A 13158-nucleotide genomic window follows, 5' to 3' on the forward strand; every position below is an offset into this window, starting at 1 on the left:
AATCAGAAGTATAGAACACTTTATTTATGTGAACAAAAGTTTTCAACAAACAATAAGAAAAAACGGATTTCAGCCCGTCAGCTAAAATCCGTTTATATTATTTTATTGGCTCGATTACTAAATATCGATTTGGATCTGTACCTACTGAGTAAGTTTCAATATCTACTCGAACAGATAATGCATTATGAATTATTTTTCTTTCAAAAGAAGTCATAGGTTCAAACTCTACTTTGTTACCTGTTCGGACTGCTTTATCCGCCATTCGTTCTGCCAGCTGTTCTAGTGATTCTTGTCGTTTTTCTCGGTAGTTTCCTACATCCAATTTAATGATAACAAACGAATTAGAGAATTTATTCGCTACCAGCTGCGCCAAACTTTCAAGTGCATTTAATGTTTGTCCTCGCTTACCAATAAGTAATGCAGCCTTTTTACTGTTTAATTGAAGGTGCACATATTTGCCATCTTTAGTTTGATTGATTTCTAAATCATCAATTTTCATTTCTTTAACTATTTTATTCATATAGTTAATCGTTTCTTCTATTGCTAAATGATTTGTACCTTCTGGAATGTCCACTTCATCCGAAGTACTTGGTGAAATCTCTATTTCATCATTTATTTCTAATGTTTCCTCTACTGGCTGGTACACTTCTTCTTCTATTTTTTCTTCATTTATTAGAACAGTTACTTGAACAACTGCAGGTTTTGCTCCAAATCCTAGAAAACCCTTTTTACCTTCATCTAATACTGTAATTGTTACTTCTTCTTTGGATACACCAAGTTTTTCTATTGCAACAGTTATAGCTTCTTCTTTTGTAGGTGCAGTTTGCGTAATCTGATTCATTTTTTTGCCCCTCCCGTTTTGACTGGTTCAGCCTTTGGTTTATTCCAAGGTTTATAAATGAATAAATTTTGAATGATAGAAATAATATTTCCGATAACCCAATACAAGGTTAGTGCTGCTGGTAGTACAATACCAAATCCGATAATCATAAATGGCATGATATACATCATTATTTTCATTTGAGGATTATCCATTGCCGGACCTGTACGTAGAACGATCAATTGCATCAGACCTGCGAGAATTGCTAATATAATACTTGGCTCTGCAAGTGTAAATCCTAAAAAACTACCTAAATTAATTTCAGGGGTATTATTCATCCGACTAATTGCGTGATAAAAACCGATTAGAATTGGCATTTGAATAAATATTGGTAAACACCCTGCTGCTGGATTAACTCCTCTTTCTTTAAATAGAGCCATCATTTCTTGCTGATATTTTTGTTGAGTTACAGCATCTTTTGAACTGTACTTTTCTTTTAATTTTTGTAATTCAGGTTGAACTTCTTGCATATTTTTAGAGCTTTTTGTTTGCTTGATCATTAATGGTAGAATTGCTAAACGTATTATAATTGTTACAGCAATAATACCTAAACCATACGTACCCAGAAATTCTTTGAAGAATGTAATAGCGGAAACTAATGGCCAAACAATATATTCATTCCAAAACCCCTCAGAGCTTGAATAGATTGGCTCATTAAATTCGGAACAACCTGCTAGAAATACAGTTGTTACTAGCAGCAAAATCAATAGTGATAATCTTTTTTTCAACCTTCTTCCCCCTAATATTACTTATATATATCTAGTCATTCTATCTTACCATTTAACAGAAAGTCTTCACTAGTTTTTCTTCTTTATTACCTTAGCGATTTTTAATACATGTTCAATACTTTTCTTTGTTTCATGAAAATCTAATTTGGCCGCTGGATTTCTAGCGATGATAATATAATCCATATTTGTATTTACTTCGTCTTTTAGTTCTAAGAAGGTTTGTCTTATATATCTCTTTATGCGATTACGAGCTACCGCATTCCCAACTTTCTTACTAACAGATAAACCTACACGAAAAAAATCTTCTTCATGCTCTAGGCAATAAACAACAAATTGTCTATTCGCAAAGGACTTTCCTTTTTTAAATATGGTTTGAAACTCTTTATTCTTTTTTACTCGTTGTTTCTTATTCATCGGTTCACCTGCTCCAACTTATCTTTATAAAAGAAAAAAAAGACCACTGAAATGGTCAGTGATCTTATGCTGATAATACTTTTCTTCCTTTTGCACGGCGTGCTGCTAATACGCGGCGACCATTTTTAGTACTCATACGTGCGCGGAATCCGTGGTTTTTGCTACGTTTACGGCTATTTGGTTGGAATGTACGTTTCATCTATATGACACCTCCTGAGTGATCATCTTAAAAGTTCTACTTTAGACAGTCTCCGATATTATATATAAGATTCATGGCATTTGTCAATTCTTTTTTTACTTTCTCCCTCGTTCTAATAAAGCAAGGTTATCCACAATTACTTATTTCTTTTCACAAATGGCTGTGCATAAAAAAAATCACGAAAAAATTATCCACAAACCTTATGAACATGTTTTTAACATAATCATGCCTTGTGGACAACTTGAATTGTTAATAATCGGACTATTGTGGATAACTCTTAATTCTCTTGTAATCTCCTTATTTTTTTGATACGATATTTGTGTTTTACTTTTCAAAACCAAATCAGCATATTATTTTTATCCACAACTGTTAATAATGTGTGGATAAGTTTTTTGCACTTACGTTTATAATAATTATCCACAGTCAGTGGATTTGTGTATATCTTATTCTTTTTTTATTTTATATACATATTTATTAATCTAAAGAAAAGGAGATTAGATTATTGGAACATTTAGAAGAACTATGGGCTAAAGTTCTCTCTGAAGTAGAAAAAAAGACATCCAAACCTAGTTTTGAGACATGGTTAAAGTCAACCAAGCTACTTTCATATAAAGGAGAAACAGTAACGATAGCTGCTCCTAATTCATTTGCAAGGGATTGGCTTGAAAATCATTATATTCATCTAATTGCTGGAATATTAACGGAGTTAACCGGTAATGAATTACTTATTTCATTTGTTGTACCTAAGAATCAAGATTTTGACGACTTTGAAGTTCCTAAACCGAAAGTTACTTCAAATAATGGAGACCAAACTGACTTTTCACCTGGAATGTTAAATTCCAAAAATACATTTGATACTTTTGTAATCGGATCTGGTAACCGTTTTGCACATGCTGCATCACTAGCAGTAGCAGAGGCACCGGCAAAAGCATATAATCCTCTATTTATATATGGAGGAGTTGGATTAGGAAAAACCCACTTAATGCATGCGATTGGTCATTATGTTCAAGAACACAATCCAAATGCAAAAGTGGTTTATTTATCTTCTGAAAAATTTACAAATGAATTTATTAACTCCATTCGAGATAATAAAACGATTGAATTCCGCAACAAATATCGCAATATTGATGTGCTGTTAATAGATGATATTCAATTCCTTGCAGGAAAAGAATCAACTCAAGAAGAATTTTTCCATACTTTTAATGCTTTACATGAAGAATCAAAACAAATTGTCATTTCAAGTGATCGACCTCCAAAGGAAATCCCAACACTAGAGGATCGTCTTCGTTCCCGATTTGAATGGGGTTTAATAACCGATATTGCGCCACCTGACCTAGAAACAAGAATTGCAATTTTACGAAAAAAAGCAAGAGCAGATGGATTAGATATTTCAGACGATGTAATGGCATATATTGCAAATCAAATTGATTCGAATATTCGAGAACTTGAAGGGGCACTAATACGAGTAGTGGCTTATTCTTCTCTTATAAATACAGATATTAATATTGAATTAGCAGCAGAGGCACTTAAAAACATAATGCCAAATGCTCGTCCACGAATAATTACAATTTTAGATATTCAAAAAGTTGTTGGAGAACATTTTCATATTAGGTTAGAAGATTTTAGTGCTAAAAAAAGAACTAAATCTATTGCATTCCCTCGACAAGTTGCGATGTATCTTTCTCGAGAGCTGACAGATTTCTCTTTGCCTAAAATTGGAGAAGAATTTGGAGGACGTGATCACACCACTGTGATTCATGCACATGAGAAAATTGCTCGCATGTTAAAAGATGATGCAAACTTACAAGATGACCTTAAACAAATAAAATCTATTTTGGGACGATAAAACGATTTGTGGATAAGTCCCTAAAATGTTATCCTGTTTAAGCACAACTTATGCACATGTGGATAAGTAGATGTAAGTAGATAAAAATAGAGTTATCAACAAATCCACAGGCCCTATTACTATATCTATTATTCTTTTAAATAAATAATAATTATATAAGTGAGGTAAAAAAATGAAATTCGATATAACAAGAGATAGTTTGTTAGAAGGATTAAATAACGTAATGAAAGCAGTAAGTTCTAAAACAACTATTCCAATATTGACTGGACTAAAATTAGAAGTTTTAGATACAGGACTTTACATTACAGGAAGTGATTCAGACATCACTATACAAACATTTATACCTGTAGAAAAAAACGGGGAACAAATAATTCGAATTGCAGAAACAGGTTCAATAGTTTTACAAGCAAGAGTTTTTAATGAAATTGTTCGTAAGCTTCCAACAAATGATGTAGAGATTGAAGTAACAAACCAATTTCAAACACATATACGTTCAGGTAAATCTGAATTTAATTTAATTGGATTGGATGCAACTGAATATCCGTTACTTCCACAAATTGAAGAGAATCATCAATTTTTTATCCCATCTGATTTATTAAAATCAATCATTAAAGAAACCGTATTTGCTGTATCGACATCTGAAAGTCGTCCTGTACTTACTGGTGTAAACTGGGTAGTAAAAGATGGGGAACTTCATTGTGTAGCAACAGATAGTCATCGTCTTGCTAGAAGAAAAACAGCTGTTAAAGACTTACCGAATGAGGAATATACAGTGGTTATTCCAGGTAAAAGCTTAAATGAATTAAACAAAATTTTAGAAGAAACTTCTTCGGAGGTAGCAATCGTCATTACACAACAACAAATTTTGTTTAAAACAGAAGATGTTTTATTTTATTCAAGACTTCTAGAAGGAAATTATCCGGATACTTCTAGACTAATACCTAGTGAATATAAAACGACCATAATAGTAAACGGTAAATCATTACTGCAAGCAATTGATCGTGCTTCTTTACTTGCAAGAGAAGAACGAAACAATGTAGTTCGTTTTACAACGATCGGACAAGGTCTTGTTGAAGTATCGTCCAATTCACCGGAAATCGGGAATGTAGAAGAACAAATTCAATCGGAGTCAATTGAGGGAGAAGAATTAAAAATTTCCTTTAGTGCAAAATATATGATGGATGCACTTAAAGCAATTGATGGCCAAGACATAAAAATTCTATTTTCAGGAGCAATGAGACCATTCGTGTTGAAGTCTGTACATGATGACTCAATCTTGCAACTTATATTACCTGTACGAACATATTAATTTTTAAGGATAGTCACTACGGTGACTATCTTTTTTACTTATTTTGTTTTTTAGAGTAAAATGAAGGGATAATGAAAATGAGAAGAGGTTGAATTACTTTTGGAAGAGATTCGTTTTGACTCAGAATTTATCACACTTGGTCAATTATTAAAAATGACAGATGCAATAGATTCGGGTGGAATGGCTAAGTGGTTTTTAAGCGAAAATATTGTTTATGTAAATGGTGAAGTGGATCAACGAAGAGGACGTAAACTTCGAGATAAAGATATAGTGAATATTCCAGGAGTAGGAAGATTCCAAATGATTGGACCAGAGAACGGGGATTGATATGTACATTGAACGATTAGAATTAAAAAATTACCGTAATTATGATTCAATTCAATTGGATTTTTCCTCTAAAATTAATGTCTTTATCGGAGAGAACGCTCAAGGAAAAACAAATTTAATGGAATCTCTTTATGTTTTATCAATGGCTAAGTCTCATAGAACAGCTAATGATAAAGAATTGATACGCTGGGAAGCAGACTATGGTAAAATAAAAGGTGACATTCAAAAAAAATATGGTCGTTTACCTTTAGAATTATTATTGTCGAAAAAAGGTAAAAAAGCAAAAGTTAACCACCTCGAGCAAACGAAGCTTAGCAATTACATCGGACAGTTGAATGTTGTTATGTTTGCTCCGGAAGATTTATATTTAGTTAAAGGTAGTCCACAAGTCAGAAGACGATTTCTTGACATGGAAATCGGACAAATTTCCCCTGTTTATTTACATGATTTACTTCATTTCCAAAAGGTATTAAAACAACGCAATCATATTTTAAAACAGCATCAAGGGAAATCAATGTTAAATGATGTCATGTTTGATGTATATACAGAACAATATATAGATGCAGCTATAAAAGTTATTCAAAAAAGATATCAGTTCATGGATTTATTACAAAAATGGGCTGAACCGATTCATCTTGGTATTTCTAGAGGTTTGGAAAAGTTGACCGTGTCCTATAAAACAACCTCTGGTATACATGCAGAGTGGTCTGAAAGCGAGATGAAAGAATTTCTAGAAAAGAAATTATTTGAAAGCCAAAAAAGAGAATTAGATAGAGGCATAACCCTTACAGGTCCTCATCGAGATGATCTTCAATTTTTTGTTAACGACTACGATGTACAAACATATGGATCTCAAGGACAACAGCGTACAACGGCATTATCGTTGAAGCTTGCAGAAATTGAATTGATAAAACAGGAGGTAGGTGAAGCTCCTGTTTTATTGCTGGATGATGTTTTATCTGAACTCGATGATTATAGACAGTCACATTTGTTAAATACTATACAAGGTGATGTTCAAACATTTGTTACGACCACAAGTGTGGACGGTCTTACACATGAAACCATTCAACAGGCACAATTGTTTCATGTGGAACAAGGAGCAGTTGTAATAAAATAATAATCTAAAAACTAAACAGATTGAAGACAAAAGGCAGTTAGCTAATTGGCTCGTGTCGTTTTCTATTCTCTCAAGATTATTTTTCCTGAGTAAATAGAAAATTATAAGGCAGATTTTATTGGTTTGGGGAAGCGTCCGCTCGATGCCCGCGGAAAGCTTCGGAAAACTTCGGAAAACCTGTTCTATTCTAAATAAAAATAAGTTCAAGTTTGGTCTACAGTCTGTAAATATTAGTTTTTAGGATTTTAAATATATTCATAATTTTTTATTCACCATTATTGAAGTAATGAAAGAGTGGGTGAGCAAGTTGGCTATGGAAGAAAAAGAATTAGAATCACATTATGATGCTGATCAGATACAAGTGTTAGAAGGACTAGAAGCTGTTAGAAAACGTCCAGGGATGTATATTGGTACAACTAGTTCAAAGGGACTTCACCATCTTGTGTGGGAAATCGTTGATAACAGTATTGACGAAGCACTTGCAGGTTATTGTGATCATATTATCGTTACAATAGAAAAAGACAATTGGATACGAGTAGAAGATAATGGCCGTGGTATACCTGTTGATACGCAAGAAAAAATGGGAAAACCTGCTGTTGAAGTAATCATGACCGTTCTCCATGCTGGAGGTAAATTTGGCGGTGGAGGTTATAAAGTATCCGGTGGGCTTCATGGTGTTGGTGCTTCTGTTGTAAATGCGTTATCTGAGTTTACAGAAGTATATGTAAAACGAGATGGAAAGATTCATTGTATTAAATTTGGACGCGGAGATGTAGTTGCACCTTTAGAAGTTATTGGTGAATCCGAAGAAAATGGAACAACAACACGATTTAAAGCAGACGCTGAAATTTTTACAGAAACAACTGTATATGAATTTGATATTTTAGCTCATCGTGTTCGCGAATTGGCTTATTTGAATCGTGGATTACAAATTACGATTGCAGATGAACGAGAAGGTCAAGAAAAGTCCGTTAAATATCATTATGAAGGCGGAATAAAATCATACGTAGAAGATTTAAATAAATCAAAAGAACCTATTACAGAGGAAGCAATATTTGTAGAAGGTGAAAAAGATGGAATTTCTATTGAGATTGCTATGCAATACAATGCAGGATATTCATCAAATATTTTATCATTTGCAAATAATATTAATACGTATGAAGGTGGAACACACGAGTCTGGATTCAAAACAGCCCTTACTCGTATAATAAACGATTACGCTAGAAAAAATGGTTTATTAAAAGATGCAGATACCAATTTATCAGGTGACGATGTTCGAGAAGGACTAACAGCAATTGTATCCATTAAGCATCCAGATCCTCAATTCGAGGGACAAACGAAAACAAAACTCGGAAACTCAGAAGTGAGTACCATTACAAATAGTTTATTTTCCGAAGGATTTGATCGATTTTTATTAGAAAATCCACAGATTGCTCGAAAAATAGTGGACAAAGGTTTGATGGCTGCAAGAGCTCGGGTTGCTGCAAAAAAAGCACGTGAATTTACCAGAAGAAAATCAGCTTTAGAAGTTTCTAGTCTACCTGGAAAATTAGCTGACTGTTCATCTCGTATTCCAGCAGAAAGTGAACTGTACATCGTAGAAGGTGACTCTGCTGGTGGGTCAGCAAAATCAGGACGAGATCGTCACTTCCAAGCTATTTTGCCATTGCGTGGGAAAATATTAAACGTTGAAAAAGCACGTTTAGATAGAATACTTGGAAATGCTGAAATTCGTGCAATGATTACTGCACTGGGCACTGGAATAGGTGGAGAATTCACTTTAGAAAAAGCTCGTTATCACAAAATTATTATTATGACCGATGCTGATGTTGATGGAGCTCATATTCGAACTTTACTACTTACTTTCTTCTTCCGTTTTATGAGACCATTAATCGAGGCAGGGTATGTATATGCAGCACAACCGCCTTTATATCAAGTAAAACAAGGGAAACATGTGGAATATTGCTATAATGACGAACAACTAAAAGAAATTTTAGATCGTTTACCTAAAACATCTAAACCAAATATTCAACGATATAAAGGTTTGGGTGAAATGGATGCAGACCAACTTTGGGAAACGACAATGGATCCAGATGCTCGTACATTGCTTCAAGTAAACTTAGATAATGCCATGGAGGCAGATACTATATTTGAACAATTAATGGGTGAGGACGTAGAACCAAGACGTCAATTTATTGAAGAAAATGCTGTGTACGTGAAGAATTTAGATATTTAAGTAAGTGTGTGACTGGAGGTCTTGAGAATGTCGGAAATACCGAATAAAGGTGTTAAAGGGATCAATATTAGTCAAGAAATGAGAACATCCTTCCTTGATTACGCAATGAGTGTTATTGTATCCCGAGCATTACCAGATGTTCGTGACGGCTTAAAACCTGTTCATCGACGAATTTTATATGGTATGCAAGAGTTAGGGAATACGCCGGATAAACCTCATAAAAAATCTGCTCGTATAGTGGGAGACGTAATGGGGAAATACCATCCACATGGTGACTCCTCTATTTACGATGCAATGGTACGTATGGCACAAGATTTTAGTTATCGTTATATGTTAGTAGATGGTCATGGTAACTTCGGGTCTGTAGATGGAGACGGAGCAGCTGCCATGCGTTATACAGAATCTCGTATGTCTAAGATTGCATTAGAGTTGTTACGAGATATCAATAAAAACACAATCGATTATAAAGATAACTACGATGGCCAAGAAAAAGAACCTATAGTATTACCTAGTAGATATCCAAACTTGCTTGTAAATGGTTCCTCAGGGATTGCAGTAGGGATGGCAACAAACATCCCTTCTCATAACTTAGGAGAAGTAATTGATGGAGTTTTAGCATTGTCTGAGAACCCTGCAATTACGATTGAAGAGCTAATGTCTATTATTCCTGGCCCTGATTTTCCTACTGGTGGGATAATATTAGGTCGTAGTGGTATTCGTCGTGCTTATGAGACAGGTAGAGGATCAGTATTAATTCGTGCAAAGGTTGAAATTGAACATAAAGCTAGTGGTAAAGAAGTAATTATCGTTACAGAACTACCGTACCAAGTAAATAAAGCACGTTTAATAGAGAAAATTGCTGAGTTGGTTCGAGATAAAAAAATTGATGGCATTACCCATTTAGCTGATGAATCTGACCGTAATGGTATGCGAATTGTCATCGAAGTTCGAAAAGATGCTAACTCAAACGTACTATTAAATAATTTATATAAACAAACTGCCCTACAATCTAGTTTTGGTGTAAATATGCTAGCACTTGTAGAAAACCAACCAAAAGTATTAAACATAAAAGAAATGCTTTACTACTATCTTGAGCATCAAAAAGTAGTTATCCGTCGTCGTACTCAATTTGAGTTAAATAAAGCAGAAGATCGTGCACATATTTTAGAGGGATTACGAATTGCTTTAGATCACATAGACGAAATTATTAAATTAATTAGATCTTCTCAAACTGGAGAAGAAGCAAAAAATGGTTTAATGGAGAACTTCAATTTATCAGAACGTCAAGCGCAAGCAATCCTAGATATGCGTTTACAACGTTTAACAGGTTTAGAACGTGATAAAATTGAAGATGAATATACTTCTTTAGTTAAATTAATCGAAGAGTTAAAATTTATTTTAGCAAATGAATATAGAGTAATTGAGATTATACGAGATGAGATTACAGAAATTAAAGATCGTTATGCAGATAAACGTAGAACTGAAATTGTTGCAGGAGGAGCAGAAGTTTTAGAGGATGAAGACTTGATTCCAGTTGAAAATTCTGTTTTAACTTTAACAAATAAAGGATATATTAAACGATTACCTGCAAATACGTACAAGAGCCAAAAACGCGGTGGCCGTGGAGTTCAAGGGATGGGTACGAACGAGAATGATTTTGTAGAACATCTACTGTACACATCTACCCACGATACAATCTTATTTTTCACTAATAAAGGTAAAGTGTATCGAGCTAGAGGATTTGAAGTTCCTGAATACGGACGTACAGCAAAAGGTTTACCGATTGTTAACTTGCTAGGTATCGAAAAAGATGAACAAGTTACAGCAATGATTCGAATGGCATCTTTTGAAGAGGATAATTATTTCATATTCACAACTAAACATGGTGTAACCAAGCGTTCTCCTGTAACTGGTTTTGCTCACATTCGGGCAAATGGATTGATAGCTATTTCCTTGCGTGAGGAAGATGAGTTGATTGCTGTACGTTTAACAGATGGAAGCAAGCAAATTATTATCGGAACACGCCAAGGGAAATTAGTTCGATTTGAAGAAACAGACATTCGTTCAATGGGAAGAACGGCTAGTGGTGTTAGAGGTGTTCGACTAAAAGATGATGACTATGTAGTAGGTATGGAAATTATTGAACCTGATCAAGAAATTTTAGTCGTAACGGAAAATGGTTATGGAAAACGTACACCAGAATCCGAATACCGTTTACAAAGTCGCGGTGGAATGGGCGTAAAAACTTGTCAAATCACAGAAAAAAATGGACCATTATGTGCTGTTAAGGCCGTAGATGGAACAGAAGATTTAATGCTAATTACAATAAACGGTATGCTTATCCGCATGGACGTTAGTGATATTTCTGTAACAGGTAGAAGTACTCAAGGTGTCCGATTAATGAGATTAGCAGAAGATGAATTAATTGCAACCGTTGCAAAAGTTAAAAAAGAAGATGATGATGAAGAAATAGAGGAAGAGGATTCTTTAAATGAAGTGGAGACTGAGGATTCCATTAATGTTGAAGAAGAATCATCAATAGAAGAAGATGAATAAATAAATTACCCCTAAGCAATTGTTTGCTTAGGGGTGTTTTTTTTACATATACAAAAATCGTGAAGATTTAGTATAATTAAGGAAATTAAAAGGACAAAAGGAGTGAGTATAATGGATTATATATTAGAGAATCTAGAAGAACTAAGACTAGGCAGTACCATTGCTGAAGATATTCTAGTCAATACAAAGACTCCTATTATTCGAAAAGATACTAAAATATTGAGGGAGCATATACAAGTATTACGTGCTTTTAATATAAACAAAGTTCCAATAGCTATAGATAATATGTTTAATAGATCTGATGAAGAGTTAATGAGACTAAATGATGAAAAAGCAAATAAAGCAATAAGAGAAGAAAGTTCACCTGAAATTAAAGCAAACTTTGTACAATTGTATAACGATGCAGTTAGTAATTATCATAAGGAATTTTTAGCGTGGGAATCAGGTATGAAGGTTGATGTAACAAAGTTGCGAAATATCATCATGCCATTAGTACAAAAAGCATCGGCTGATCGACAATCTCTTTTTTATTTAAATAATTATTCTACTAAAGATAAGTATATAGCTCATCACTCAATCGCTGTAGGAATACTATGTGGTGCGATAGCTAAGAAACTAAACTATTCAAAAGGGGAAATCATTCAAATAGCTACGGCAGGTTTAATGGCTGATACAGGGATGGCAAAAGTAGATCCTAAAATTAGAGACAAAAAATCTCACTTAACAGAAGCAGATTTTTCAGAGATTAAGAAACATACCATTTATAGTTTTCAGATGATTAAAGATAGTCCGTTACTTAAACCAGAAATGAAGCTAGCTATTTTTCAACATCACGAAAGATTAAATGGTAGCGGATATCCAAAGGGTGAAAAAATGGATAACGTTTCGATTTACTCTCAAATAATTGCAGTTGCCGATGTTTTTCACGCAATGACATCCGAAAGGATATATCGAGCAAAAAGCTCTCCTTTTAAAGTATTAGAAATGATTAAAGAAGAAGAGTTTGGTAAATATAATATTCAAGTTGTAAATGCTTTAATTTCATTAGTAGGGGCAGTACCTATTTCTACTCGAGTACTTTTATCTAATGGAGAAATAGGAGAAGTAGTTTTTCTACATAGAGACGCACCATTCAGACCAATGATCCGATTAACTGAAACTGGTGAAATTATTGATATAACTGTAAAACGAGCGATTTATATAGAAGCACTTGTGTAATTAATCTGTAGAGCTCTTTCCTTACCTTTAATGATAATGAAAGAGTTTTATATTTTATTTAAAGAAAGTGTTGACATGTTCATCGTATCTTGGTATTATAGAGAAGTCGTCAAAACAAGACGGCAACATGAACATTGAAAACTGAACATGCAAAACGTTAAGACATATAGCTTGATAGACTAACTTCGGTTAGTCAGAAAACAAACAATTTTGACATCATTTAATGATGATGCCAGCAAAACAAAATGAGCTTTTTAAGTTCTCTATTATGGAGAGTTTGATCCTGGCTCAGGACGAACGCTGGCGGCGTGCCTAATACATGCAAGTC

At 34.0% G+C, this 13158-nt stretch carries 11 protein-coding genes and 1 rRNA gene; 8 read left to right on the plus strand and 4 right to left on the minus strand.

What is annotated here, in order from left to right; all coding sequences use genetic code 11:
- Nucleotides 1-97: 97 nt before the first annotated feature.
- From jag to rpmH, 4 genes are all read right to left on the minus strand, one after another.
- Nucleotides 98-841, minus strand: a complete 744-nt coding sequence (jag, locus tag WAX74_RS15615) for an RNA-binding cell elongation regulator Jag/EloR (protein WP_336498601.1) — start codon at nt 839-841, stop codon at nt 98-100.
- On the minus strand, nt 838-1608 hold the full coding sequence (gene yidC, locus WAX74_RS15620) for a membrane protein insertase YidC (protein WP_336498602.1): 771 nt from the start codon (nt 1606-1608) through the stop codon (nt 838-840). The genes jag and yidC overlap by 4 nt, the downstream gene beginning before the upstream one ends.
- Before the next feature lie 69 nt (nt 1609-1677).
- Nucleotides 1678-2022 carry a ribonuclease P protein component gene (gene rnpA / locus WAX74_RS15625; RefSeq protein WP_336498603.1) on the minus strand — a complete coding sequence of 115 codons (345 nt, stop codon included), beginning with the start codon at nt 2020-2022 and terminating at the stop codon, nt 1678-1680.
- A 64-nt stretch (nt 2023-2086) separates the two neighbouring features.
- Nucleotides 2087-2221 carry a 50S ribosomal protein L34 gene (gene rpmH, locus WAX74_RS15630; RefSeq protein ID WP_142540824.1) on the minus strand — a complete coding sequence of 45 codons (135 nt, stop codon included), beginning with the start codon at nt 2219-2221 and terminating at the stop codon, nt 2087-2089.
- Between the two features lie 502 nt (nt 2222-2723).
- Here rpmH and dnaA point away from each other — a divergent pair.
- From dnaA to WAX74_RS15670, 8 genes are all read left to right on the plus strand, one after another.
- Nucleotides 2724-4067: a chromosomal replication initiator protein DnaA gene (gene dnaA, locus WAX74_RS15635; protein WP_336498604.1), complete on the plus strand. Its 1344-nt coding sequence runs from the start codon at nt 2724-2726 to the stop codon at nt 4065-4067.
- A 172-nt stretch (nt 4068-4239) separates the two neighbouring features.
- Nucleotides 4240-5376, plus strand: coding sequence for a DNA polymerase III subunit beta (gene dnaN, locus WAX74_RS15640; RefSeq protein ID WP_336498606.1), 1137 nt, complete (start codon nt 4240-4242; stop codon nt 5374-5376).
- A 99-nt stretch (nt 5377-5475) separates the two neighbouring features.
- Nucleotides 5476-5703, plus strand: a complete 228-nt coding sequence (gene yaaA / locus WAX74_RS15645) for a S4 domain-containing protein YaaA (RefSeq protein WP_336498607.1) — start codon at nt 5476-5478, stop codon at nt 5701-5703.
- Nucleotide 5704: 1 nt separating this feature from the next.
- Nucleotides 5705-6820, plus strand: a complete 1116-nt coding sequence (gene recF, locus WAX74_RS15650; RefSeq protein WP_336498614.1) for a DNA replication/repair protein RecF — start codon at nt 5705-5707, stop codon at nt 6818-6820.
- A gap of 313 nt (nt 6821-7133) precedes the next feature.
- The gene (gene gyrB, locus WAX74_RS15655) at nt 7134-9056 is read left to right on the plus strand and encodes a DNA topoisomerase (ATP-hydrolyzing) subunit B (protein ID WP_336498608.1); all 1923 of its coding nucleotides are present in this window, start codon (nt 7134-7136) and stop codon (nt 9054-9056) included.
- Nucleotides 9057-9083: 27 nt separating this feature from the next.
- Complete coding sequence (gene gyrA / locus WAX74_RS15660) at nt 9084-11612, plus strand: DNA gyrase subunit A (RefSeq protein ID WP_336498609.1); 2529 nt, start codon at nt 9084-9086, stop codon at nt 11610-11612.
- A gap of 111 nt (nt 11613-11723) precedes the next feature.
- Nucleotides 11724-12830 carry an HD-GYP domain-containing protein gene (locus tag WAX74_RS15665; RefSeq protein ID WP_336498610.1) on the plus strand — a complete coding sequence of 369 codons (1107 nt, stop codon included), beginning with the start codon at nt 11724-11726 and terminating at the stop codon, nt 12828-12830.
- Nucleotides 12831-13095: 265 nt separating this feature from the next.
- Nucleotides 13096-13158 (plus strand): 16S ribosomal RNA (locus tag WAX74_RS15670); the annotation flags it as partial.

The sequence above is a fragment of the Psychrobacillus mangrovi genome (assembly GCF_037104765.1).
In the GTDB taxonomy this organism is placed as follows: domain Bacteria; phylum Bacillota; class Bacilli; order Bacillales_A; family Planococcaceae; genus Psychrobacillus; species Psychrobacillus mangrovi.